This window comes from Nonomuraea antimicrobica (assembly GCF_039536965.1).
Taxonomy (GTDB): domain Bacteria; phylum Actinomycetota; class Actinomycetes; order Streptosporangiales; family Streptosporangiaceae; genus Nonomuraea; species Nonomuraea antimicrobica.
The window spans coordinates 12,776-37,599 of sequence record NZ_BAAAZP010000049.1; the positions used below are offsets into that span (position 1 = coordinate 12,776).

A 24,824-nucleotide genomic window follows, 5' to 3' on the forward strand; every position below is an offset into this window, starting at 1 on the left:
CTCGCGTGTCAGATCCTGGTCAGCGGCTCATGTGCGGTGGCCGCAGGTGCCTTGAGGGTGAATGCGACGGCGGAGGCGGTGATCATGGCCAGTCCGGCTGTCGATGCGGCCGTGCGCAGCCCGTCGACGGCGCCGGCCGCCGCGGTGGCGTGTTCCGCGCCGATGCCGGTGACGGCGACGATGACGGCCAGGCCGACGGCTCCCCCGATCTGCAGGGCGGTGGAGGCCAGTCCGGCGGCCACGCCCTGCTGGGCGGGTTCGATACCGGAGGTGGCGGCGACGTACATGGCTGGAAAGCCGTAGCCGCCGAGGCCCCAGATGACGATGCCAGGCAGCAGCCCCCAGAACGAGCCGCCGTCCGAGATCCCGAACGCGAACACGATCATGCCCGCGCCGTGCAGGAACAGACCGCTGGCGAGCGTGGCCCGCAGGCCCCATCGGTTGAGGAGCGGGGCCATGAGGCGTTCGCTGGACAGCATGGAAATCACGGTGAGCGGCAGGAAGGCCAGGCCGGCCGCCAGCGCGTCGTAGCCGAGGACGTTCTGGAGGTAGAGGGTGAAGACGTAGAACGCGCCGCTGACCGAGCCCAGGACGATGAACATGACCGCGGCGGCGGTGACCAGGCGGCGGTGGGTGAGGAGCCGGGGTGGCAGGAGCGGGTTGCGGATACGGGACTCCAGGAGGAGGAAGGCGGCCAGCATCGCCGCCCCGGCGCTCAGTGCGCCGGCGCCGGCGAGCGAGCCCCAGCCCTGCTCAGGGCCGCCGACCAGGCCGACCACCAGCAGGCACGAGCCCAGCGTGGCGAGCAGAGCTCCGGCCAGGTCAAAGCCCCCGCCCTTGGCCGGGCCGTCCGGAGGCAGTACGCGCGGCGCGCCCAACGCCGCGCCGAGGGCCAGCGGCACGTTGACGAAGAACACCCACTGCCAGCCCAGCGCGTCGGTGAGCAGGCCGCCGAGCAGCGCACCCGCGGCCAGGCCGGAGCCGCCCACCGTGCCCCAGACGGCCATGGCCCGATTGCGTTCGGGGCCTTCGGCGAAGCTGCTGGAGATGAGGGCGAGGGTGGCCGGGGTGAGCAGTGCCCCGCCGAGTCCCTGCACGGCGCGGGCGGCGACCAGCGTGCCGGGATCGGCGGCCATGCCGCCGGCCAGGGAGGACACGCCGTACAGGATCAGGCCCAGCACGAACATGCGCCTACGGCCCAGCCGGTCCACCGCCCGGCCGCCGAGCAGCAGGAAGCCGCCCAGGCCCACGAGGTAGGCGCTGATCACCCATTGCTGGGACTGCGCGGAGAAGCCGAGTTCGCGGGCGAGGTCGGGCAGGGCCACGTAGACGATGTTGTAGTCGATGGCGATGATGAACTGCGACAGCGCCAGCAGTGCGAGCGCGAGCCGGGGCCGGATGGGTGCGTTCAAGGGGGAGGTTTCCTCACGGGAGGTCGCCGGCCCGAGGGCTCTCGGACCGGCGACGATCAGCGGGACTGCAGGAAGCGGATCAGTGCGGTGTTGACCTGCTCCGGGCGTTCCTGCTGGATCCAGTGGCCGCCGCCGGGCAGGACCACCGTCTCGCGCAGGTGGGGGACGGAGGGGGAGCGGCCGGCCATCAGCTCGAGGGTTGGCGGCGCCGTGAGGAAGCCGTCTCGGCCGCCGATCAGGAACAGGACGGGCGCCTGGATCAGGTTGTGCCGCCAGGACGCCGACAGCTCCCAGTTGCGGTCGAAGTTGCGGTACCAGTTCAGGCCGCCGGTGAAGCCAGAGCGTTCCATCTGGGCCGCGTACGTCTTGACGTCCTGCTCGTCGGCCCAGCCCGGCAGCGTGTCGGGGTCGTCCAGCAGCGAGTCGACGATGGTGCCGCCTTCCGGCACCACGGTGCTCCAGCCCGGGCCGTCGCCGGAGCCGGTGTAGAGCAGACGGCGGACGAGTCGCTCCGGGTCGGCACGCAACGCGGCGGCGAAGGCCGCGTCGGCGACGCCCGGCTGCTGGAAGTGCACGATGTAGAAGGACTCGCCGAGCGCGGCGCGCAGTTCGGCGATCGGGGTGGCGGCCGGGTCGGCTGGGTCGGCTGGGTCGGCGAACCGGTCGGGGATGCTCAGGGCGGCCAGCGCCTCGACCCGGTCGGGCTGCATCTTGGCCAGTTCCCAGCCGACGAGAGCTCCCCAGTCGTGGCCGGCCACGACCGCCCTCTCCTCGCCCAGGGCGTCCATGAGCGCGACGACGTCGTCGGTCAGGTGCTCGATGGTGTAGTCCTCGACCCGGTCGGGCACGTCGGTGTCGCCGTAGCCGCGCTGGTCGGGGGCCACGGCGTGGTATCCGGCGGCGGCCAGCGCCGGGAGCTGGTGGCGCCAGGAGTACCACGACTCGGGCCAGCCGTGCAGCAACAGCACCAGCGGGCCGGTGCCGGCCTCGGCGACGTGCATGCGCAGGCCGCGGACGTCCAAGGTGCGGTGAGTGATCATGCGGTCCCTCTCTGTACGGTGGAGTGTCAGCGAAGGTCGGCGAGGTCGACGGCCGCCGCCATGGCCTGGTAGCCGGCGTCGCTGGGGTGCAGGTGGTCGCCGGAGTCGTAGGCGGGGGCGAGCCGGTCGGGGTCGTCCGGGGAGGCGAGGGCCCGGTCGAGATCCACCACGGCGTCGTACGCGCCGGAGGTACGGATCCAGGCGTTGATCGCGTCCCGTTTGGCCTCGCTGCGCCCGGTGTGATAGGCGGAGCCCTTGATCGGCGTCAGGGTGGCGCCGATGACCCGCAGGCCCTTGGCGCGGGCGGCGCGGATCAGCTCGCGGTGCCCGGCGACGACCTGCTCGGCGGAGACGTCGGGGTAGGGCGCGAGGATGGGGAACGGCGGCGCGGCGGCGACCTCGCTGATCCCGATGTCGTTGATGCCGAGCTGGATGATGACCGTGCCTACATTGGGCTGGCCGAGGACGTCGCGCCGGAACCGGTCCACGGCCTTGTCGCCGAACCAGGCTGAGTCGACCGTCATGCGGTTGCCGGCGATGCCCTGGTTCAGCACGGCTCGGGGCCGGCCCGCTGCCGCCAGGCGTTCAGCGAGCTGGTCGGGGTAGCGGTTGTTCGCGTCGGCGGAGCTGCCGGCCCCGTCGGTGATGGAGTCGCCGAAGGCCACCACGCCGTCGCGCCGTGACGGGCCGCCGGCGACGTCCACGCCGCTCAGGTAGTACCAGGACTGCGAGGTCTGGGTGAAGGCGGTGGCGCCGGCGTCGGATCGGTGATCGCCGGCAGCCCGGTAGCTCGTGGCCAGCGCCTGCGCGTGGAAGGTGGCCGGGCCGGTCGTGGCCATCAGGTAGAGCGTGACCGTGACGGATTCGAGCGCCGCCAGCCGCAGTGGCACGGCATCGGTGGCGAGCTCACGTCCGGGCGCGATGGTGAACGCCCGCGCCCCCTTGGCGGTCAGATGCCGCAGCGACTCCCGCCGAATGGCGGCGCCGCTCGCGGTGCGGGCCACGGTGGCGCCCGCGACCTTCAACGGGGTACTCCCGTAGGCGTTCGACAACCGGACTCGCGTCAGCTCGCCGCCTGCGCCGGCCCGGACCACCTGGCGGATCGTCTGGTTCGCGAAGCCCTGTTCGGACCAGTTGGGGGCGAAGCTCGCGCTGGGACGCTGCGGCGACGCCGTCCAGGATGCGGTCCACGCGAAGGAGGAGGCGGCTGCGGGACTGGAGCCTGCCAGAGGGATCAGGACGGCGAGCACGATGGCGGCAAGCCGTCGTGGAAGGGGAAACATGGAAGCGGGTTCCTCACTGTTCGATCAGTTCGGAACCCGACTGTATGGACCCTTGCGAAGATGCTGAATGACCAAACGTCTGCAATTCATGTCCTGGCGTCTTCGCTATGTGCCGTTACACTCCTTCCATGGATGTCCTCAGCGACGTGCTCTCCGCCATGCGCACTGGTCAGCCATACGCCGGGCGCACCAGAAGCCAGGCGCCCTGGGGCGTGCTTTTCCCGGCCGGTGACACGGCCTGCTGCCATGTGGTGCTGCGGGGCGGATGCTGGCTGCTGCCCCGCAAGGGCGCCCCGGTGGCGCTCGCCGTCGGCGACGTGCTGTTCAGCCCGCACGGGGGAAGCCACGCGCTGGCCGACCACCCCGACAGCCCGCTCACGGACTTCCACCCCGAGCGCGGCGACGACGCCCCCATCGGCGAGGTGCTCATCCCCGGCACCGGACCTGCCACCGAACTGCTGTGCGCCGCCTACAGCTTCGACCACGCCCGCCCGCATCCGCTGCTCGGCGACCTGCCCGAGATGATCCACCTGCCCGCCAGGGTCGGCCATCACCCCTCGCTCCGCGCCGCCGTCGACCTCCTCGGCACCGAACTGCGCGAGCCCCGCGCGGGTACGGAGGCCATCCTGCCCGCGCTCGTCGACATGCTGCTGCTCTACGTGCTGCGCGCCTGGCTCGACGAACAACCCGCCCAGGCCACCACGGGCTGGGCCAGGGCTCTGACCGACCCGGCCATCAGCACGGCACTGCGCCGCGTCCACCGCCACCCCGAACGTCCCTGGACCGTCGAGAGCTTGGCCGCCGAGGCCGGACTGTCACGTGCCGCCTTCGCCAAACGGTTCACCGCCGTCGTCGGCCGGCCGCCCCTCGGCTACCTGTCGTGGTGGCGTATGACGACCGCGGCCCGCCTGCTGCGCGACACCGACGCCCCCCTGCGCACCGTCGCCGAACGCTGCGGATACGGCTCGGAGTTCGCCTTCGCCAAGGCCTTCAAACGCGAGTACGGCCTGGCCCCTGGCAGGTACCGCCAGACCGTGTGATGGTCAGGGCCGCCGCCTCAGCAGCTCGAAGACGCTGGCGAAGCTGTCCTTCCCGTGGCCGTCGGCCGTGCGCTGGCCGAGCAGGTTCCAGAGGGCGGCGTGCACCGCGGGGTCGATACCGGCGTCGAGGCTGACGCGGATGAGGGCGGCGACCCCGGCGCGGTTCATCCCGACCGGGGAGGCCGGGCTCGCGTAGTCGCCCGACTCTATCTCGCGCGCCAACTCGGGGATGTAGTCGATCATGCCGTGCAGCCACCGGCTCACCAGCGGGAGGAACTCCGCGGGCCGCACCCCGGCCGTGTCCACCAACGCCAGGGCGTGCAGGAACCCGGCCAGCATCGCGTACCCCGAGCCCAGCAGGCCCAAGTCGTACAGCTCCGCGGTCCCCGGGTCCTCGCCCAGATGGTGCGCCGACGCCAGGACCTCCAGCATCGACCGCTCGGCGTCGAACACCTCCTTGGGCCCGCTGTAGAGGAAGAACGCGTCGGGTGTCGCCACGGTCTCGGGCAGCGCCATCATGGCTCCGTCGAGATAATCCGCACCCTGTTTCGCCACCCATGCGGCCAGGGCGCGTGACTGCTCGGGTGCGCTGGTGGTGAGGTTGATCAACGTTCGCCCGGCGAGGCCCGACGCTACAGGCTCGAGGATCTCGCGGACCGTGTCGGCATCGGACAGGGTCAGGATGATCGTCGGGCCGGCCGCGACGGCCTCCGCGGCCGAACCGGCGCGGACGGCTCCCTTGGCCACCAAGGGCTCGGCCTTGTCCGGCGAACGGTTCCATACGGTTGCGGGGTGGCCGGCGGCGAGCAGGGCCGTGACGATCGAGGTGCCCATCTGGCCGAGGCCGATGACGGTGACGGGTCGCTGTGCGGGATCGGGGGACATGTCGTGCGGTTCCCTTCGTCGGTGGTCGGGAGGACGCTTCATACCTTGCTCGGAGGCGCTGTCGCTCCGCTGCCGGTGCGCTGCCGGTCAGGCGCGGCGCGTGCGCGTGCCGGCGCGTAATGTGTCGATGTGCGATTCGGGGTGCTGGGACCGGTGGCGGTGTGGCAGGACGACGGGATGCCGGTCCACATCCGCGAGACGAAGGTCCGCACGCTGCTCGCGGCCATGCTGGCGTACGCGGGCCGTGCGGTCTCGGCGGATCGCCTGGTCACGGACCTGTGGGGCGCCGCGCCTCCACGCCATGCGGCGGGGGCGCTACAGGGCAAGGTCTCGCGCCTGCGCGCGTCGCTGGAGGCCGCCGAGCCGGGCCGTGGCGCAATGGTGGAGCTCCGGGACGGCGGATACCTGCTGCGTACGCCTCCAGGGGCGGTGGACGCGGAGCGGTTCGCCGACCTGACCGCCAGGGGAACGGCGGCCGAGAGCCCGCGCGAGCGCGACGCCATGCTCGGAGAGGCCTTGGCGCTGTGGCGGGGGCCGGCGTTCGACGGCCACGATGCTGAGGAATTCGCCCGGGCCGAGATACTCCGCCTGGAAGAGCTGCGGCTGGCCGCCTTCGAGGCGCGGGCGCGGGCCCGGCTCGACCTCGGCAGGCCCGACCTGGTCCTGACCGAGATCGGTGGCCTGCTGGCCCGGCATCCCTTCAAGGAAGGGCTGCACGCGATCCACATGCGCGCCCTCTACCAGGCGGGCCGACAGAGTGAGGCACTCGCCGTCCACCGCGACCTACGCGACAAACTGGCTGACGAACTGGGCATCGACCCCGGTCCAGAGCTGGCCGACCTGCACCAGGCGATTCTGCGGCAGGACCCCGAGCTGGCCACCCGCCCTGCGCTGGCGCAGCCCGTGCGGGAGGACCGCGAGTCGGCGGCGCGTTCTGCGATGGAGCAGCCCGTGCGGCAGGACCCCGAGCCGGTCGCACGCCCAGCGACGGCGCGGCCCGTCACGAACGTTCCCCGCCCTCTCACCGGTCTCGTCGGCAGGGACGGCGAACTCGCCGAGGTGCGGTCCCGGTTGCGGTCCGCCCGCCTGGTCACCCTCACAGGGCCAGGCGGTGTCGGCAAGACCCGCCTCGCGCTGGAGGCGGCTGTCGAGGCGGCGGCACACAGCGGACTCCGCTTCGGCGACGGGGTCTGGTTCGTAGAATTCAACGAGCTCGGCCGGGGCACGGCGGACGCTCCCACCGCCGACGATCTGGCGGCGCAGGTGGCGGCGACCCTCGGAATCCGCGACGACGCCACAGCGCTGTCCGGGCGCGTCGAGCCGCCCCGGGCCCTTGACTCCTCCGCCGCCCTGACCGGCGCGCTGCGCGGCAAGCGGATGCTGATCGTCATGGACGGTTGCGAGCACCTGTCCGGCCCGGTGGCCGAGCTCGTGAAGCAGGTACTCACGACCTGCCCGCACGTACGAATCCTGGCCACGAGCCGCAGATCGCTGAGACTGCCCGGTGAGATGCTGTGGCTGGTGGAACCGCTCGGCAAAAGCGCCGCGACGCGGTTGTTCGAGGAGAGGGCCGCCGCGTCCGTGCCCGGGTTCACCGTCGGGGACGCGGAGGCCGGTGCGGTGGCGACGATCTGCCGGCGGCTCGACGGGATCCCCCTCGCCCTGGAACTGGCCGCCACCCGGGTCAGAGGGCTCGGCGTCCACGAGCTGGCCGCCCGGCTCGACGACCGGTTCGCGCTCCTCGCCACCGGGCACGGCGACGCGCCGCCGCAGCAGCGCACGCTCCGGACGGTGATCGACTGGAGCTGGGAGCTGCTCACCGATCAGGAGCGCGCGGTGCTGCGCAGGCTCGCCGCGCACGTGGGAGGCTTCACTCTGGCGGCGGCCGAGCACGTCTGCGCAGGCGACGGCGTCGGCCGGCCCGAGGTCGCCGACCTGGTGGCTGCCCTGGTCGACCACTCACTGGCCCAACGCGGGGAAGGCGACCGTTATCGCCTGCTGGAATCGGTCGCCGCCTACAGCGCCGAGCGGCTGGAGCAGGCCGGCGAGACGGATCGAACGAGGCGGCGCCACCTGCGGCACCACCTGTCCCTCTGCGAGCAGGCCGAGCAGGGGCTTCGCGGGCCGGAGCAAGGGGAGTGGCTGCGCCGCCTCGACGAGGAGGCCGCGAACGTACGCGCCGCGCTCGCCTGGGCCGTACGCTCCGGGGCCGACATCGACGCGCTCCGCCTGACCAGCGCGCTCGGCTGGTACTGGTTCCTGCGCGGCAGGCACGCCGAGGCCGTACGGTCACTGCGGACCGCCCTCGCCGCACCCGGCCGCGACGTACCTACGCCCGTCCGGCTCGGCGCTCAGGCGTGGGAGGCCGGGTTCACGCTGCTGACCGGGGAAAACGGCCACAGCACGGACGGCATGGGTGAGATCAGTGATCTCCTGGCCCGCTACGGGGACGCCGACGACCCGCTCGGACACGCCCGGGCAACCTGGTTCCTCGGCTTCGCCCTCTGCCGGTCAGGAACGGACCTGCCGACAGGCGAGCGCCTGGTCAAGGAGGCCCTGGGGGCGTTCGGACCACTCGGGGACGGCTGGGGAACCGCCGCGGCCCAGTCGATCCTGGCCACCCTCGCCCTGCTGCGCGGCGATCTCGCCGCCGTCGAACACCACGGCGGCGAGAGCCTGACCCTGTTCCGCGCGCTCGCGGACGCCTGGGGCCACTCGCAGGCCGCCTACCCGCTCGCCGCGCTCGCCGAGATCGCGGGAGACTATGCGGGCGCTGCCCGGCTGCACCGGGAAGGTCTGCGGCTGGCCGAGGAGCTGCACCTGTGGCATGAGGCGGTGGACCGAATGGTCGGCCTCGGCAGGATCGCCCTGCTGGAGGGCGACCACGTACGCGCCGAGGACCTGCACGAGCAGGCCGCGCGGCTCGCCATCGAGCGGAACTACCCGGCCGGGGAGATCCACGCCGCGCTTGGGCTCGCCCTCGCCGCCCGGCGACGAGGCAGGTACGACCTCGCGGAACGGCACCTGCGCAGGCTGCTGGAGTGGCACGAGAGCAGGGCGTTCGAGCCGGGACCCGCGCTGATCCTGGCCGAGCTGGGCTTCCTCGCCGAGCAGCGTGGGGACGCCACGGCGGCTCTGGCCCGGCACGGGGAGGGACTGGCCGCCGCGCGCGCCACCGGCGACCCCCGAGCGGTCGCGCTCGCCCTGGAAGGGCTGGCCGGCGCGCACACGCTCGCCGGGCGGCCGGACAAAGGCGCGGTCCTGCTGGGAGCCGCCTCGGCGGTGCGCGAGTCGGTGGAGGCGCCTCTGCCGCCCGCCGAGCGCGGCGACGTCGATCGCATCACCCAGGCCGTACGCACCGCGCTGGGCGGCGCGGCACTCGCGGCCCGATTCGCAACCGGCCAGGCCGCCGGGGCCGACGGCCTGGCGGGGCTCGACCTGGCTTGGGCGGCTTCTGCTTGCGGACGACCTCGCCGCCCTGCTTGAAGGTTCGCCACACGTCGATCGGGAACCCCTCGGCGCCTTCCGTCGGGATGCAGTCGGGCCCGTCGTCCGACAACGTGGTGAAGCTCTCGACGTCGGGCTTGACCTTGACGCTAACGTCAAGCTCCTAGCGTCACGGCATGACTACGCACGGGACCCGACCGGAGCCGACGGGCACGGGGGCGACGAACCGTTCGCGCTCGTCTCTGCCGCTGTGGCTGCTGGCGCTCTTCCTCCTGGCATTCTCCTTCGGCACCGACGACCTGATCATCGCAGGCATCCTCCCGGACATCTCCCGGGACCTGGACGTCTCGGTCGCGATGGGCGGCCAGCTCGTGACCGTGTTCGCGCTGACGTTCGCGCTGGGGGCGCCGGTCGCCGCCTTCCTGACCGCCCGGCTGCCCCGGCGGCGTGTGCTCATCGGGGCGGCTGCCGTGTTCGTCCTCGCCAACGTCGGGGCCGCCCTGGCCCCGACGTACGGCCTGCTGCTGGTGGCCCGGATCGTCTCGGGGCTGGCAGCCGCGACCGCCTCTCCCGCCGCGTTCGCCATCGCGGCCACGGCCGCCCCCGAAGGCCGTCAAGGACGGTTCCTCGCGATCGTGGGGGCTGGGCTGACTACCTCGCTGGTGGCAGGGGTGCCGATCGGCACATGGATCGGCGGAGAACTGGGCTGGCGGGCCACGATGCTCTATGTCGCCGCCATCGCCCTCGTGGCGGGCCTCGGCCTGCTCCTGACCCTGCCGCCGCTGCCGGGCGGGGAGAGGACCAGGCTCAAGGACCGCCTGGCGCCGCTCCGCCGCCCGGCCACGGCCGCGGCGCTCCTGGCGATGATCCCCAGCAGCGCGGGCGGGATGATGTCCTACGTCTACATCACAGAGATCATCGACCGGCTCGGCGGCATCCAGGGCGCCGCCGTCGCCCCGCTCATCACCGCCATGGGTTTGGCCGGGATCATCGGCGCGTTCGCCGGCGGTCAACTGGTGGACGCGCTGGGCGCCCTCCGCGCGCTGATGATCCTCCTCTGCGGTGTGCTCGCCGCACCCCTTCTCATGGTCGTCCTGGGCGTCTCCGGAGGTCCGTACCCCGTCCACGTCGTCGCGTTCGTTCTCGTGCTGTACGGCCTGGCGACCTGGGGAATCGCACCGGCGACACAGGCATGGCTGCTCGAACGAGGGAACGGTCCCGGTGCCGCGAATGAGCTGATCGCGCTGAACAACAGCGCCATGTTCCTCGGCTTCTCGCTTGCCGGCGGGATAGGCGGTCTGGTGTTGGAGACGAACGGTCCACTGGCCGTACCCGCGGTCGCGGCGGGATGCGTGCTGGTTTCACTGGCGTTGTTCTGGGCGGGCTTCACATCCGAGCGGCGAAGGAGAGTGAGCAGGTGATGCGGATCGGCGAGGTGGCACGCTGCGCGGGGGTCTCTACGCGTGCTCTGCGCTACTACGAGGAGCAGGGCCTGATCAATGCGGAGCGCGACCACAACGGCTACCGGATCTACGACAGCGACACCGTCCTCCTCGTACGCGACATCGCCCGCCTCCTGCACGCCGGTCTCAGCTCGGAGGATGTGCTGCAGTTCGTCCACTGCCTGGGTACGGGGGACTCGGAGCCGCCGAAGGACTGCGTGGCCCTGATCCGGACCTTCTCCGAACGCCTCGGTGCGCTCGACGAACGCATCGCCGCTCTGACCGACGTGCGCAACCGCCTCGCAGCCGAGACCGACCGTCTGGCCAAGGCGCTGGAGGGCTGATGGCCGACGTTGCCCTGGGAGGCCAGGAACCCGTGGGTGGTCAAAGAGCAGGAGATGGGCCGCTCGCCTCGGATCGTGCTGCGGCTCCGCGTCCGCGGAGGATTCAGGGACTGTCTTCTCCTTTCCCCCGCGCTTTGGCGTAGTGGCGGGCGGCTCTGGCTCGATTGCCGCAGCCGGCTGAGCACCACTCGCGCCGCGGGGCGTCGCGGAGGAAGTACAGCACGCATCCGGGACCGTGGCAGGCGCACATCTTGTGGCGTGCCGGCCCGGCGAACAGGGCGACGGCGTCCTCGGCCAGTGCGGCGAGCGCGGCCGTGACAGGGCGGCCCGCGGTGCACACCGTCGTGTGCGGCTCTGGGGTCGTGCGCAGTTCGCTCCATCGTGGGGCCTGGCCGGCATGACGGTTGAGGGTCGCGACCGTGTCCGGGGCGAGGTCCTGGCCGTTCACGGTGGCGGCCGCGAGGGCTCGGATGACGTCCCGGAGCTCCCTGGCAAGGCGAAGGTCGGGGTCGGTCACGCCCTGAAGGTCGGCATCCGTGAGAGGGATCGCGAGGCGTGGGCGCATGTCGCGTAGCCACGTCGCGAGGTGCTCGACGGTCTGCAGGCCATCCTTGGGGCGGCCGCGCACCGCGTAGGCGGTGTTGCCGAGTTCGATCGGCGGCGGTTCGCCGAGGAGAGGAGCGCCGCCGCCGATGAGGTGTGCCACTTCCACTCTTCTAACGCTACCTCCTGCTTGACACCGTAAGAAACTCTGGGCCATTCTAACGTCCATAGCCGCTTGAAACCGTTAGAACCAACCCGCCTACACTGGAGGCCCCGTATGAGCGCACCGGTCTTGCAGACCGGGCACGTCGGCCTGAACGTGACCGACCTGGCCCGTTCCACCGCCTTCTACCGCGAGATCTTCGACTTCGACGTCATCGGAGAGCAGACCGACGGGGACCGCAGATTCGCGTTCCTCGGCCGAGACGGCACCCTGCTGGTCACGCTGTGGCAGCAAAGCAGCGGCGCGTTCGCCGCCGACCGGCCCGGGCTGCACCATCTGTCGTTCCAGGTACCTGACATCGAGGCGGTTCGCCGCGCCGAGGCCACCCTGCGCGGCCTCGGCGTGGAACCGCTCCACGACGGCATCGTTCCGCACGGAGAGGGCGCCTCCTCCGGTGGCGTGTTCTTCACGGACCCGGACGGCATCCGCCTGGAGATCTACGCGCCGACCGGCGCCGACACCGCACCCGCGCCCACCCGGGACGCACCCACGTGCGGTTTCTTCTGACAGAGCCACCCCCAGGCCCAGGTCGCATTCCGCGGCCTGGGCCGGTCATCGAAAGGAGTTGACCGTGCTCCACCACGGCGAACACGCGGTGCAGCGCCGGGCCGGCCTGACCGCCGACGGATGGGGATCAGCCGTCGTCGGCGCGACCATCCCACCGGTGGCCGCGGACTTTCTGCGCCTGCAGCGTCTGGCGGTGGTCGCGGCCGCCGACGATGCCGGAGCGGCCTGGGCCGGCCTGATCACCGGCCCGCCCGGATTCGTCACCGCGCCCGACGAGCGCACCCTCATCGCCGACCGGCTCCCTGGTGCCGGCGATCCGCTCGCCGACCTGTTCGACACCGAGCAGGGCATCGGCATGCTCATGATCGAGCCGGCCAGCCGCAAACGGATGCGGGTCAACGGCCGAGCCCGCCGGGACGGCGACCGACTCGTTGTACGAACCACACAGGTGTACTCCAACTGCCCGAAGTACATACAAACGCGCACTTACGTTGACGAGTCACCTTCGACGAGAAGGGCGGCAGCCGTCGCCGGCGAACTGACCGCCGACCAGCAGCGGTGGATCGCCACAGCCGACACGTTCTTCATCGGCACCTACGTGACGGGTCACGGCGCAGACGCTTCGCATCGCGGCGGCAACCCCGGATTCGTCACCGTGACCGGAGGCCGGCGGCTGACCTGGCCCGACTACGTCGGCAACTCCATGTTCATGACGCTGGGCAACCTCGAACTCGAACCCCGCTGCGGGCTGCTGTTCGCCGACTGGGAGAACGGGAAGACGCTGCACCTGACCGGCCGCGCCCGCGTCGATTGGGACCCGGACCGCGCCGCCGCGGTCCCCGGCGCCCAGCGGCTGGTCGACTTCGACATCGAGCGGGCCGTCCAGGTCACCGGCGGTATCCCGCAGCGCTGGTCGTTCGGCAAATACTCCCGGTTCAACCCAGCCCCGGCCGTTGAGAAGGAAACATGATGCGCGTCCGCGTCGATCTGACCCTGTGCCAGACCCACGCCCAATGTGTGTTCGCCGCCCCGGAGGTGTTCGCCCTCGACGACGACGACGAACTGGTGTACGAGGCGACACCCGGCGACGCGTTGCGACCCGCCGTGGAACAGGCCGTCCGGCTCTGCCCCGTACAAGCCATCTTCCTCGATGGGGACTGACCGATGCGCGCCATCGCCATCGCGGGCGCCGGCCTCGCCGGACTGACCGCCGCACAGGAGCTGCGTCGCCTCGGCTATGACGGCGAGATCAGCGTGGTCGGCGCCGAGCGCCACCGGCCGTACCGACGGCCTCCTCTGTCCAAGGAGTATCTCCTCGATCGCGACACCGACCTCAACCTCGCCGGCACCGAACAACTCGATGTGACTTGGCTACTCGGCCAGGCCGCCACCGGCCTGGACCTGACCGGGCGCCGGCTGCACCGCGGCACCCTGCCAACCGTCACATTCGACGGCCTGATCATCGCCACCGGAGTACGGGCCCGCACCTTGCCAGGCACCGGCGACCTGCGCGGTGTCATCACGCTACGCGGCCTTGACGACGCGCGGGCGTTGCATGCCGCGCTCGCCACCCGTCCACGCACAGTTGTCGCCGGTGCCGGATTCCTCGGCTCGGAGGTCGCCGCCACCCTGCGCGCCCTTGACCTGCCGGTCACCCTTGTGGAATCCGCCCCAGTGCCGCTGCTGCGGCCACTGGGCGAACCCGTCGGCACGATCATCGCCGACCTGCACCGCGCCCACGGCGTCGACCTGCGACTCGGCCGCCGCGTCATCGCCGCCGCCGGTGCCGGCCACGTGGAGGCGGTCCGCCTCGACGACGGCACCGTCCTCTCCGCCGACCTGCTGGTCGTGGCTCTCGGCGCCGAACCGCACATCGAATGGCTGCGCGGTTGCCGGCTGCGCCTCGACGGCGGCGTCGTCGTCGACAGCCACGGACTTGCCGCACCACAAGTCGCCGCCGCCGGAGACGTCGCCCGCCGGCCATCCGCGCTGCTCGGCGGGGATCTCATCCGCGTCGAGCACTACAGCAACGCCATCGAGCAGGGCACGCACGCGGCCAGGGCGCTGCTGGGCATCGCCGACCGATTCGACCCGGTGCCGACGTTCTGGTGCCACCTGTACGGCCACCGGCTACAGGCCGTCGGATTCACCGGCGCCGGCCACCACCCCAAGCTGGTCGCCTCCGAACCCGACGGCCGATTCCTCGCCGAGTACCACCGCAACGGCCGCGTGGTCGGCGCGGCCACCGTCGGCTTCCTCCGCCGACTTCCCGCCTACCGCCGACTGATCACCAATGAGTACGCATGACCTGCTCGGCGCCGAACTATCGAGGATCAGTTTGAGCGGCCGGGGGTCAACAGCGCGGCGGCGACGGCGCCGATCGCTGCCGTGACCGCCGCCACGACGAAGCCGTTGGTGTAACCGGTCAACGTGGTTCCGACCAGGCTCGCTGCCGCGACGCTCGACACCACCGCGGCCCCGATGGAGGCGCCGAACTCGTGGAAGGTGCTCACGATGCCGGAGGCGATCCCGGCCTCGTGGGGCGCCACCTGGCCGAGCGCGGTCGCTGAGGCGATGACGAACAGCGCGCCGGTGCCCGCCGCCGCGACGGCCACGCCGGCCACGACGGTGACCGTGTTCATCGACACCGCCGGCACCGCCATACCGATCGCCGCGATCGTCAGGCCGGTGACGGCCAGTGCGCGCCCACCCCAACGGCCGAGCATGCGTCCGGTCAGGTTGGCCCCGAGCATCGTCGCCAGTGCCACCGGGAGGAACAGCAGCCCGGTCTGCAGCGCGCCGTATTCCAAGGCGTGCTGGAAGTAGAAGGTGCCGAGGAAGAACACCGCGATCATCAGCGCCGTCGCCATCAGGATGAGGAAGGCGCCGGTTGCCACGGGCCGCCGAGCCAGCAGCCGGACGTCCATCAGGGGCGAGCGGGCTCGCCTCTGCCACAGCACGAACAACCCGTAGCCCACGGCGGCGGCCAGGACGAGCAAGCCGGTGAGTACGGTGAGCCAGCCTCGCTCACCGGCGGCGATGAGAGCGTAGATCAACGATGTGGAGGAGGCCGTCACCAAAACCGCGCCGAGCACGTCGATCCGAGACCGGTTGGCGGACGTGGGCGGCTGGGCCGGGAGCAGAACGGCGAGCACCACGGCGATCACCAGCCCGATGGGTACGTTCACGTAGAAGACCCACGACCATCCGGGGCCGGCGGTGAGCAGACCGCCCAGCAGCACGCCGAGAGCCGCGCCACCACCGCCGAGCGCGGACCAGACGCCCAGGGCCTTGTTCCGCTCCTCTCCGTCGAACAGGGCGACCACCAGCGACAAGGCCGCGGGAGACAGCAGCGCCGCGCCGACGCCCTGGGCGACTCGACCGCCCACCAGCACGCCTGCCGACCCGGACAGCCCGGTGACCAGGGAGGCGATGGCGAACAGCAGCAGCCCGGCGAGCACGACCCGCTTGGCTCCCACCAGGTCCGTGATGCGTCCGCCGAGCAGCATCAGCCCGCCGAAGGTGAGCGTGTAGGCGCTGACGGTCCAGGTCAGCGCTTCGCGGCTGAGCCCGAGATCCGTCTCGATGTGGGGCAGCGCGATGGCTACCACGGTGACGTCGAGGATCAGCATGAGCTGTGCGATCCCGAGGCAGCCGAGGATGCGCCATCGCGCCGGGTGTGGCTCGGGGGGTGAGGTCTGCCGTACCGCTTCTTGGGTCATCGGATTCTCCGTCGCGACAACTCGTACTCTCATATACGAGAACTGGTTGCCACTATAACCCGTACTTCGACATACGAGTTAGACTGTCCGCATGGCTTCACCATCCGCGCGCTCCAAACGCCGTGCCGACGCAGAGCGCAACATCGCCAGCGTCGTGTCCGCAGCGCGCATGTTGATCAGTTCCGATCCGAACGCGACCACGGACGACATCGCCCAGGCCGCCGGCGTCGGCCGCATGACGCTGTACGGTCACTTCCGCACCCGGGCCGACCTGGTCGAAGCCGCACTCATGGACGCGCTGCGATCCGGCGAGGAAACCCTCTCGTCCCTCGACCTGAGTGGAGACGCCCGCGACGCCATGACCCGGCTGCTGGCATCGAGCTGGGAGATCGTGGCCGAGTCCGCGGCTCTGCTGAGCGCCGCGGAGACGGTCCTCCCCGCGGGGCGAATACGAGAGCTGCACGCCGAACCTGCCCGGCGCATGGAGGAGCTCATTCGTCGCGGTCAGGAAGAAGGCGCCTTTCGCACCGACCTGACCGTTACCTGGCTGGTCAGCCTGGTCCACTACATCCTGCACGGAGCAGCGAACGAACTGCGCGCCAGACGGCTGCCCGCACGTGACGCCGCCGACGTGGTGACGAAGTCGGTCCAATCGGTGCTGACCGGCTAGAAGCGATCAGGGGGTACTGCTTTTGATCTACTGCCCTGCGCTTCGAGCGTCGGTGGGAAAGAAGCCGTCTCCTTCGGATTCAGTGCGGGACGACGCCCTCGGCCAGCACCCGCCGATAGTTCGTCACCCGATCTTCGACGGTGTCCAGGCAGCAACTGGAGCACTTCACCTTTTCGGCCGAGGTGTAGTAGAGGCAGCAGGTGTTGCGGAGATAGAAGAGTCCCTCCCGCGTTCCTTCCTTGAGCCGAATCACCGTGCCGAGGCGGTCCAGGCCGCCGGTGGCGGTGGTCAGGAAGGTCTCGTAGGCCCGTTCCAGCTCATCGACGTCGCCCCCGCGGCGGCTGGCGATGCAGAAGGCGGCTGCGCACCCATGGGCCACGCCTCCGTAGAGCTGCCGGAGACCGGCTCGGGTGCGTACGCGCATGGCCTGCGCGATAGGCAGCAGATGCTCATCCAGTACCCACGCGACCAGGGTCTCCACCGGTGCCTTGGTGACGCTGGGCTCACGGAGCCCGACGGCTTCGAAACCGTGCTGCGGAGAGAGCCGGATGGCGACGTTGCGGGGCCGGATGTCGATCACCGCACCGTCGACCGCCCATGCGAGCACGGCGGACGCGGTCACCGTACCCGCGTAGACCGCCATCACCGTCAGTGCGGTCGCGTGATCGGAGACCTGGCCGCTTGCCTGCCGCTCGGCGTCAAGCACCCGGCCCAGTTCGTCGGACCACGGATCCAGCAGCCGATCACAACCGATCCAGTCCTCATCCGGCGTGAGTCCGCGTTCGAGTCGGAAGCGATCGCCGAAGGATTCCAGGCGGGCGAAGACGTCAGTCACTCTTTTCCGTCCTTCTTTCTTCATGTGGTCCGAGCCGCATCGAGCAACTGTGCCGTATAGGAGTGAGCAGGTGCGCCGGCGAGGTCGGCGGACGGGCCGTGTTCGACGATCGTGCCGTGGCGCAACACCGCGATCCGGTCGCACGACTGCACCGCTTCGCCCAGGTCGTGGGTGACGAACAGGACGGCCAGCGCCCGATCGACGGCCAGCGTGCGCAGCGTGGTGGCGATGCCGGCCCGGGTGGAGACGTCCAGCATCGAAGTGGCCTCGTCGGCGACCAGGAGGATGGGCTCGGCGACCAGAGCCCGGGCGATGGACACCCGCTGCCGCTGCCCGCCCGACAACTGGCCGGGGAATCGCCGCAGAAACTCCTCCGTCACCGGCAGCCCGGCGGCGCTCACCGCGTCGCGTAACCGGTCGGCCCGTAGCTCGCGCGCCACACCGGTCGTGACGAGGGGTTCGGCCACCAGGCTCGCGACGCGCATCCCGGGGTGGAGCGCGTCGTACGGATCCTGGTGGACGAACCCGATCCGCCGCTGGATGCGGCGGAGCGCGCCGCCGCGCTGCGCCGTCAGTTCCTCACCCGCGATCTCGACCCGGCCGTGCGTCGGGCGGAGCAGGCCCAGGATGATCCTGGCCAGGGTGCTCTTGCCGGAGCCGCTCTCGCCGACGAGCCCCACGATCTCTCCGGCATGGATGTCGAGATCCACGCCGCGCAGCGCCTCCGTGGTCCTGGAGCGCGTCCGGTAGCGATGACGGACACCAGACGCGCGGACGACCGGCTCTCCCGGCGCATGGACGCTCCGTGGCACCGTGGGGAAGGTCACCTTGTCGTGGTGGTGGCAGGCGACCTGCGCCGGGCCGTTCGTGCGCAGGGATGGTTCTTCCTCGGTGCAGCGGCCGGTGGCAAGAGGACAGCGCGCGGCGAATCGGCATCCATGCGGGAGCAGGTCGAGGGCCGAGGCGGAGCCGGGGATGCTGCCCCAGGGCACCTGCCGGTCCGCGACGGGGGTGGCGGTGAGCAGCCCTGCCGTGTAGGGATGGGCGTGCTCGGCGGCGAGCGTACGGGCCGGGCGCACCTCGGCCAACCGGCCTGCGTACATGACCGCGACCCGGTCCGCGTACGGCATCAGCCCGGTGAGGTCGTGAGAGACGACGAGCATCGTGGTGCCGAGCCCGGCGAGCAGGGCGAGAACCTGCCGTTGAGTGATCACGTCCAGCCCGGTGGTGGGTTCGTCGGCGATCAGCAGCCGTGGCTCGCCCGCCAGCGCGAGGGCGATCGCGACCCGTTGACGTTGTCCCCCGGACAGCTCGTGCGGGTAGCAGCGCAGCATCGCGGGCTGGAGCCCGACGCGTTCGAGCAACTCGGCGGGGTCGGCACGGCCGCCGTGCAAGGTGAGCATCTCAGTGAGCTGGGCGCCGATCCTGTGCACCGGGCTGAGCCCGGTCATCGCGCCCTGCGGCACGATCGCGACCTGACGACCTCGTACGTTCTTCCAGTCGGTACGGCCCGCCAACTCTTCCTCGCCGAGCAGGGCGGACCCGGCCACGGTCGCGGTACGGGGGAGCAGCCCGAGCAGGGCGCGCGCGAGCGAGGTCTTGCCGCAGCCGCTCTCGCCCACGAGCGCGACGACCTCGCCTTCCGCGACGTCCAGGTTGATCCTGTCCACCGCCGTCAGACCGCCATAACCGACCGTCAGGTCGCGCAGTGACAGTGTCATCGGGTGGCCTCCCTGAGCGCGGGGTTGAGCCGTTCCTCGACGGAGATGCCGATGAGGGCGAGGGCGAGCACGGTGAGCGTGATGGCAGCGCCGGGCGGGAGCGCCCACCACAGCCACGCGTCCGAGAGGAACACGCCGTTGGTCTGCACCCAGAACAGCGTGGTGCCCCAACTCGGTGCGGTGGGATCGCCCAGGCCGAGGAAGGAAAGGGTCGCGTCGTAGATGACGGCGCGCATCGCCGTACGGACGAAGATCGGGATGAGTAGTGGGCCGATGAGGTAGGAGCCGTGCCGCAGGAGCAGCCACCAGCGCGGTGCCCCCATCGCGCGGGCCACCTCCAGATGGCCCCGTGACCACGCGGTCAGGACCGCGGCGCGCAGCACACGGGCCGGGACGGGCCAGAGGATGAGAGCCAGGATCGCCACCCGCGTGCCGAAGGACTGACCGAGGAAGGCCGCCGCGAGGATATAGAGGATCAGTTCGGGCAACACCAGCATGACGTCGGTGCCGCGCATCAGGGTGGCAGACAGCCGGCGTGGCCCGATCCCGGCCGCCCCGCCGACCAGCGCGGCCAGCACGGTGGTGGCCATGGCGACGATGAAGGCCAGGCTCAGTGAGGTGCCGGCGCCGACGATGAGCTGGTCGAGCAAGTTCCTGCCAAGGTCGTCGGCGCCGAGCGGCAGTCCTGCTCCAGGAGGGGCGTACGGATCGGCGACCCTGGCACGGCCGGCCTCGTCGGGGAGCAGTGTGCCGTACAGGGCGATTCCGATGACGATAGCGAGGATCCCGGTGCCGATCTTCCCCTGGGTGCTCAGCAGGGTCATTGGTGGCCTCCCGTTCTCGCGCGGGGGTCGAGCAGCGGGTACGTGGCGTCGGCCAGCGCGTTCATCAGCACGACCATGAGCGTCAGGACCAGGAACGCGCCCTGCATCAGCGGATAGTCACGGGCCGTGATCGCGTCGAAGGTGAGGCGGCCGAGCCCGGGATAGGCGAAGACGGTCTCAACCACGATCGAACCGGCGGCGAGGAAGCCGATCTCCATCATGAGAATCGTGTGCACGGGCAGGAGCGCCGGCCGTAGCGCGTGCCTTCTGACCAGCCGCCCGTAGGGGACGCCCCTGGCGTGCGCGTGCTGGATCGGCTCGCTGGTCAGCACGGTGAGCAGCGATGATCGGGTGTAGAGGAACAGGTAGCCCATCCCGGTCAGCGTCATGGTGCTCACCGGCAGGATGAGGTGCAGCAGTACGCCGGACACCGTCACGCCCTCGACGCCGGACACCCCGAACGTCGGGAGCAACTGGAGTTGCACCCCGAACAGCACGATGAGCAGCATGCCCAGCCAGAACTGCGGGAACGAGTCGAGCACGATGGCTGTGCCGAGCAGCCCCGAACCCTTGCCCTTGCGCCGGCGCAGCGCACCCACCACCCCGAACGTCACTCCCACCAGCGCGGTGCCGACGATGCTGGTGCCGACCAGCAGCAATGTCCACGGCAGTGCCTCGCCTAGCGCTTCGGTGACCGGGCGCCCATCGGACAGGGACGTGCCGAGGTCCAGGGTGAACACGCCGCCGAGGTAGTCGAGGAACTGCTCGTGCAGCGGCTTGCCGAAGCCGTACTGGGTGGCGATCTGCGCCCGCTCGTCCGAGGTGAGCCTGGCCAGCGCTTCAGGGCTGCCGAACAGTTTCAGCGGGCCGCCGGGCAACGCACGGGGCAGCGCGAAGTTGAGCGTGAGTGCCACGGCCAGCACGGCGGCGTACTCGGTCAGCCGGCCTGCCGCGTATCGCCAGGGCATCACGGCTTGAACTCGACCAGGGAGAACTTGTTGAGCACCGCGGAGCCGTTCTGCCAGGTCCAGCCACTGTAGACGTCCTTGCGGAAGGCGTAGGCGCCGTTGCGGTAGTAGAGCGTCAGGAACGGCATCTGCTCGGCGATCTGCGCCTGGAGCTGCTTGGCCGCCGTCGTCCTGGCCTCCATGGTGGGGGCCGAGGTCAACGTCTTCACCATGGCGTCGACCTGCTCGTTCTTGAAACCGACGACGTTCAACGAGCCGTCATCCGGGTCCGAGGCGACGAGCTGGGCGATCGTGCCGCTGCTCAGCATGACCGGAGCCGACCAGCCCCACATCGACATGTCGTAGTTGCGGCCCTTGCGTACGTCGTAGTCGGGCCACACCTTCGCATCCAGCGAGTCGGAGTCCAGCGAGGTGACCTTCACGGCCACGCCCACGGTCTTGAGCATGTCGCGGATCAGTTCGGCGCTGCGCAGCCGGTCGGTGGAGGTGCTCTGGACCAGCAGTTCGTACGACATGGGCTGGCCGTCGAGGACCCTGATCCCGTCGGGCCCCGGCCTGGCGCCCAGGGCGTCGAGTTCGCGCCTGGCCGCTTCGACGTCGTAGAGCGGAACGAGCCGGTCGGGTCCGACGGGGGCGTCGGCGTGGATGAAGCCGGGGTCGCCTGGCGTTCCCTGGCCGAGCAGGGCGGTCTTCACCAGGTCTGCGACATCGATCGCCTTGGCGAGGGCGCGCCGCACCTCGGGCTTGTCGAACGGAGCTCTGGTCGTGTTGAAGGCCAACAGCGTGGAGGCGAACTCGGTGCCCTTGGCGACGCCGATGTTCGGCTGCCGCTCCAGCGCCTGAAGTTGCTGCGGCGGCACGATACGAGTCGACATGTGGACCTCGCCCGTACGCAGCGCGGCGAACTGCGTGGACTCTTCCGGGATGACCACCACCTTGACGGTGTCGACCTTCGGCTTGCCCATGACGTAGGAGGCGTTGGCGGCCAGCGTGTAGCCACGGGCGTTGTCGTACTGCGTGAGCTTGTAGGGGCCGGTCCCGATCGCCTTGTCGGCACCGGCCTCGCCGACCTTCTCCACCGACGACCACAGGTGCTTGGGCAGGATCGCCATGTCGGCCAGGATGCGGCGGGGGAACTCGGGGTCTGGGGCCTTGAGGGTGAGCACCACGGTGTCGCCGTTCGCAGTCACGCTCTCCACCGGGCGGACGTCGATCGCGGAGTCCCCCTCCGTGTTCTTCTTGTAGAACTCGACGCTGAACACCACGTCGTCCGCCGTCAGCGGCTTGCCGTCGTGCCAGGTGACACCCGACCTGAGCGGCAGGGTGAAGACCTTGTTGTCGGTGGTCTGGATCTGCTTGGCCAGCAGTGGCGTGACCCCGTCCCCCTGGACGATGACCAGCGTGTCGAAGATCAGCTTCACCAGGTTGTTGCCCGGGTAACCGGTCTGATTGGTGAAGGGGGTGAGTGTGCCCTCGTCAGAAGAGATGGCGATGGTGACGCTCTTCGCGGCTGTGCCGGTCTTCCCTGTCTGCTGAGGCTCGGTAGCGGTGCCGCATGCGGCCAGAGCCAACCAGAGCGTGGCCGCCATCGCGATGAACGTCGTCGATTGCCGGAACACGAAACCTCCCGGGGGTATAAGAGGTCGAGACCACCGCCACGGCGAGCGCGCGGTGTTTCATGCGACTCTATAGAGGTATTCCGTAGATACAAGAGCTCAATATGTAAACTCCGTAATTCCCCTGCCTGGGGCGGCTGGAGGCCAAAGAGCGCCTGGGACCTGCCCTAACGTGGGTGGCATGGCGCTGGAGTGACGATCAGAGGGAGACGGCTGGGAGCGTCCTTAACCATCCCGGAACGCCGTCTACGAAGGCCCGCCGTAGATCAACGGCCCGTCACGGACGCGCCGACCGGTCGATGATCGACGACCTTTGCCGACTGATGGACTACAGTCCTCTGCCGTGGCCGAATCCTCCCCCTATCTGACCGCGACGGCGGACGCCTACGACGCCGTCGCCGATCTCTATGCCGACCTCACCCGAGACTCGCTCGACCGCCTGCCACTGGATCGCGCGATAGTCGCCGCGTTCGCCGAACTCGTACGGGCCGGCGTGCCCCGGCCCGTCGCCGAGGCCGGCTGCGGTCCCGGGTACATGACGGCACACCTGCGTAACCTCGGACTGGATGCCTTCGGCATCGACCTGTCTCCCGCACTGATCGACATCGCCCGCAAGGATTACCCTGACCTGCGTTTCGAGGTCGGTTCGATGGGCGCCTTCGACGTGGCCGACGGCGAGTTGGGTGGTCTGCTCTCCTGGTACTCCGTCATCCACATCCCACCGCCGGAGCTGCCGCCGTACTTTGCCGAGTTCCGCCGGGTGCTGGCTCCGGGTGGTTACCTCCTGCTCGGTTTCTTCGAATCCGAAGGCGGTCCGGTGCTGCAGTTCGACCATAAGGTCACCCCGGCCTACCGATGGCCGATCGACGACTTGGCCGACCTGGCCAGCAAGGAAGAGTTCGTCGAGGTGGCACGGATGTTGCGCGAGCCTTTGGAAGATGAACGATTCCGCCGCGGCCACTTGCTGATGCGCAGACACTGATGCGCAGACAAACCGCCGCCATGTCCTGATGCGGGCACCATAGGCCCCAGCACCGCGTACCAGACGGGCGGGCAAGCGGGCGGCCTGGCACGGAACAGGCGCGCCCGCTGCCTACGCCGCTCGCACGTAAGCCTTCCGCCGCTCCCGCGCTCACCGCCGGCGGTGCCATCGATGGAAGCTGCCGCAGCACCTTGGTCACGCAGTTGGACCTTGATATCCCTGCGGGGACGCCCGTTCCGGGCTGAAAATCGGGGGCGGCCAACCGCGCCGACGCCAAGCTGCGCGGACCCGGCGAACGCGCGAACGCCCGGCTGAAGAGCTGGAAGATCCTCCGCAAGTTACGCTGCAGCCCGTCCAAGACCGGCCACCTCTGCAAGGCCATCGCGGTCCTACAAAACCACCGCGCACTGCAGATCGCATACAGCTGAAAAGGGTTCAGTGGAGTGGCCTAGGGGTTCCGGGGACGACGAGCAAGAACTGCAGGAGGACATCGTCGGGACGGTGAACAACTGGGTATACGACCTCGACAACAATGGCACAAACATCGCCTGCAACGTACGGGACGCGCTTGAGCTGATCGGTCAACTACACCGGCTGGTGGACCGCGGGCGGGAGTCATTCCCGGTGTACCGCGCGGGCCGAATCCCGCGCGGTACACTCATGATATGAAGGGCAAAAAGCGGCCGCGGCTGTCCAGTGTTGCTCTGGTTGCATTATTTGCCTTTGTCGCTGGCATTATCTTTGTCCCATACCTGTTATTTGGCGCGATCATCGAATCCGGCATTGAGACACGTTCCGAAGAAGCGTTGAAGAATTATGTCGAGCAACTCGATCGGCAGCTTGAGAAGGATTCATCGGGCGACCTGTGGCGGCAGACGCCGGGGCCTGGTGTGATCAGGGCGGCTCGGCCCGACAAAGATTCTCTGGTGATCTCGACCGCTGTCACCGTCGAGGCAGGAGGCATATTCTTCAACTCGGGCTACGAAGTGCGCTGTTATGACATCGTCTTCACCAACATCGGAGCAGCCGACCAGGCACACGAATTGCGCAAGGTGCCGGGATGCCCTCAGGAACTGCGTGGTCCTGGCGTCCCGCTTTGAGCGCCGGGCTCACCACCAGCCGAAGACGAGCCAGAGCAGGAAGGGTGCGCCGACGACCAAGACGAGGCCGTAGGTGAGCATCTGGCGGAACAGGCGGAGGGCTGACCGAGGGCTCTGGCGGACAGTGAAGAAGTATCTGAAGGAAGACGGTCCCGTCGCACCTCCGGTAGCGGCGCCGCGGCCCGGTCGGCGGAACCGTCAGCAGACACTGGGCGAACTC

Annotated in this window: 22 protein-coding genes and 1 pseudogene; 12 read left to right on the forward strand and 11 right to left on the reverse strand. The window is 70.0% G+C overall.

Annotated features, from left to right (window positions below; all coding sequences use genetic code 11):
* Positions 1–8 precede the first annotated feature (8 nt).
* From ABD844_RS13235 to ABD844_RS13245, 3 genes are read right to left on the reverse strand one after another with little or no spacing between them, the layout of a single operon-like run.
* Complete coding sequence (locus ABD844_RS13235) at positions 9–1,412, reverse strand: MFS transporter (protein ID WP_344876545.1); 1,404 nt, start codon at positions 1,410–1,412, stop codon at positions 9–11.
* Positions 1,413–1,468: 56 nt separating this feature from the next.
* Positions 1,469–2,452 carry an alpha/beta fold hydrolase gene (locus ABD844_RS13240; RefSeq protein ID WP_344876547.1) on the reverse strand — a complete coding sequence of 328 codons (984 nt, stop codon included), beginning with the start codon at positions 2,450–2,452 and terminating at the stop codon, positions 1,469–1,471.
* A 26-nt stretch (positions 2,453–2,478) separates the two neighbouring features.
* Positions 2,479–3,735 carry an SGNH/GDSL hydrolase family protein gene (locus ABD844_RS13245; RefSeq protein ID WP_344876549.1) on the reverse strand — a complete coding sequence of 419 codons (1,257 nt, stop codon included), beginning with the start codon at positions 3,733–3,735 and terminating at the stop codon, positions 2,479–2,481.
* A 128-nt stretch (positions 3,736–3,863) separates the two neighbouring features.
* Here ABD844_RS13245 and ABD844_RS13250 point away from each other — a divergent pair, with 128 nt between their 5' ends.
* A complete protein-coding gene (locus ABD844_RS13250) occupies positions 3,864–4,775 on the forward strand; it encodes an AraC family transcriptional regulator (RefSeq protein ID WP_344876551.1) in 912 nt (303 codons plus the stop codon).
* 3 nt (positions 4,776–4,778) lie between these two features.
* Here the strand turns inward: ABD844_RS13250 and ABD844_RS13255 are convergent, their stop codons facing one another.
* Entirely contained in the window at positions 4,779–5,660 is an 882-nt protein-coding gene (locus ABD844_RS13255) for an NAD(P)-dependent oxidoreductase (protein WP_344876553.1), read from the reverse strand.
* 129 nt (positions 5,661–5,789) lie between these two features.
* Here ABD844_RS13255 and ABD844_RS13260 point away from each other — a divergent pair, with 129 nt between their 5' ends.
* The 3 genes from ABD844_RS13260 to ABD844_RS13270 all read left to right on the forward strand — a co-directional run bounded on the left by ABD844_RS13260 (position 5,790) and on the right by ABD844_RS13270 (position 10,893).
* Positions 5,790–9,146, forward strand: a complete 3,357-nt coding sequence (locus ABD844_RS13260; protein ID WP_344876555.1) for an AfsR/SARP family transcriptional regulator — start codon at positions 5,790–5,792, stop codon at positions 9,144–9,146.
* A 137-nt stretch (positions 9,147–9,283) separates the two neighbouring features.
* The gene (locus ABD844_RS13265; RefSeq protein ID WP_344876557.1) at positions 9,284–10,528 is read left to right on the forward strand and encodes an MFS transporter; all 1,245 of its coding nucleotides are present in this window, start codon (positions 9,284–9,286) and stop codon (positions 10,526–10,528) included.
* Positions 10,528–10,893 (forward strand): MerR family DNA-binding transcriptional regulator, encoded by a 366-nt coding sequence (locus ABD844_RS13270; RefSeq protein ID WP_344876559.1) that lies wholly within the window; start codon positions 10,528–10,530, stop codon positions 10,891–10,893. Before ABD844_RS13265 ends, ABD844_RS13270 begins: the two co-directional genes overlap by 1 nt.
* A gap of 103 nt (positions 10,894–10,996) precedes the next feature.
* On the opposite strand, the gene ABD844_RS13275 is transcribed toward ABD844_RS13270, so the two are convergent.
* A complete protein-coding gene (locus ABD844_RS13275; RefSeq protein ID WP_344876561.1) occupies positions 10,997–11,605 on the reverse strand; it encodes a CGNR zinc finger domain-containing protein in 609 nt (202 codons plus the stop codon).
* A 108-nt stretch (positions 11,606–11,713) separates the two neighbouring features.
* On the opposite strand from ABD844_RS13275, the gene ABD844_RS13280 reads away from it, so the two are divergent.
* The 4 genes from ABD844_RS13280 (at position 11,714) to ABD844_RS13295 (ending at position 14,473) form a co-directional block, all read left to right on the forward strand.
* A complete protein-coding gene (locus ABD844_RS13280; RefSeq protein ID WP_344876563.1) occupies positions 11,714–12,166 on the forward strand; it encodes a VOC family protein in 453 nt (150 codons plus the stop codon).
* 64 nt (positions 12,167–12,230) lie between these two features.
* A complete protein-coding gene (locus tag ABD844_RS13285; protein ID WP_344876565.1) occupies positions 12,231–13,136 on the forward strand; it encodes a pyridoxamine 5'-phosphate oxidase family protein in 906 nt (301 codons plus the stop codon).
* Positions 13,133–13,327, forward strand: a complete 195-nt coding sequence (locus tag ABD844_RS13290; protein WP_344876567.1) for a ferredoxin — start codon at positions 13,133–13,135, stop codon at positions 13,325–13,327. Before ABD844_RS13285 ends, ABD844_RS13290 begins: the two co-directional genes overlap by 4 nt.
* Before the next feature lie 3 nt (positions 13,328–13,330).
* Positions 13,331–14,473: an NAD(P)/FAD-dependent oxidoreductase gene (locus ABD844_RS13295; RefSeq protein WP_344876569.1), complete on the forward strand. Its 1,143-nt coding sequence runs from the start codon at positions 13,331–13,333 to the stop codon at positions 14,471–14,473.
* Positions 14,474–14,499: 26 nt separating this feature from the next.
* Here the strand turns inward: ABD844_RS13295 and ABD844_RS13300 are convergent, their stop codons facing one another.
* Positions 14,500–15,888, reverse strand: coding sequence for an MFS transporter (locus tag ABD844_RS13300; RefSeq protein ID WP_344876571.1), 1,389 nt, complete (start codon positions 15,886–15,888; stop codon positions 14,500–14,502).
* A gap of 91 nt (positions 15,889–15,979) precedes the next feature.
* Between ABD844_RS13300 and ABD844_RS13305 the strand changes: the two genes are divergently transcribed.
* Positions 15,980–16,558: a TetR/AcrR family transcriptional regulator gene (locus ABD844_RS13305; RefSeq protein ID WP_344876573.1), complete on the forward strand. Its 579-nt coding sequence runs from the start codon at positions 15,980–15,982 to the stop codon at positions 16,556–16,558.
* A gap of 79 nt (positions 16,559–16,637) precedes the next feature.
* On the opposite strand, the gene ABD844_RS13310 is transcribed toward ABD844_RS13305, so the two are convergent.
* From ABD844_RS13310 to ABD844_RS13330, 5 genes are read right to left on the reverse strand one after another with little or no spacing between them, the layout of a single operon-like run.
* A complete protein-coding gene (locus ABD844_RS13310; RefSeq protein ID WP_344876575.1) occupies positions 16,638–17,393 on the reverse strand; it encodes a (2Fe-2S)-binding protein in 756 nt (251 codons plus the stop codon).
* A gap of 20 nt (positions 17,394–17,413) precedes the next feature.
* Entirely contained in the window at positions 17,414–19,114 is a 1,701-nt protein-coding gene (locus ABD844_RS13315) for an ABC transporter ATP-binding protein (protein ID WP_344876577.1), read from the reverse strand.
* On the reverse strand, positions 19,111–19,938 hold the full coding sequence (locus tag ABD844_RS13320) for an ABC transporter permease (RefSeq protein WP_344876579.1): 828 nt from the start codon (positions 19,936–19,938) through the stop codon (positions 19,111–19,113). The genes ABD844_RS13315 and ABD844_RS13320 overlap by 4 nt, the downstream gene beginning before the upstream one ends.
* Entirely contained in the window at positions 19,935–20,906 is a 972-nt protein-coding gene (locus tag ABD844_RS13325; protein ID WP_344877050.1) for an ABC transporter permease, read from the reverse strand. Before ABD844_RS13325 ends, ABD844_RS13320 begins: the two co-directional genes overlap by 4 nt.
* Positions 20,906–22,525: an ABC transporter substrate-binding protein gene (locus tag ABD844_RS13330; RefSeq protein WP_344876581.1), complete on the reverse strand. Its 1,620-nt coding sequence runs from the start codon at positions 22,523–22,525 to the stop codon at positions 20,906–20,908. The genes ABD844_RS13325 and ABD844_RS13330 overlap by 1 nt, the downstream gene beginning before the upstream one ends.
* A gap of 340 nt (positions 22,526–22,865) precedes the next feature.
* Between ABD844_RS13330 and ABD844_RS13335 the strand changes: the two genes are divergently transcribed.
* From ABD844_RS13335 to ABD844_RS13345, 3 genes and pseudogenes are all read left to right on the forward strand, one after another.
* Complete coding sequence (locus ABD844_RS13335) at positions 22,866–23,504, forward strand: class I SAM-dependent methyltransferase (RefSeq protein WP_344876583.1); 639 nt, start codon at positions 22,866–22,868, stop codon at positions 23,502–23,504.
* Between the two features lie 257 nt (positions 23,505–23,761).
* Positions 23,762–23,932: pseudogene (locus tag ABD844_RS13340) on the forward strand (IS5/IS1182 family transposase); the annotation flags it as partial.
* Positions 23,933–24,169: 237 nt separating this feature from the next.
* Complete coding sequence (locus ABD844_RS13345; RefSeq protein ID WP_344876585.1) at positions 24,170–24,604, forward strand: hypothetical protein; 435 nt, start codon at positions 24,170–24,172, stop codon at positions 24,602–24,604.
* The last annotated feature ends 220 nt before the right edge of the window (positions 24,605–24,824 follow it).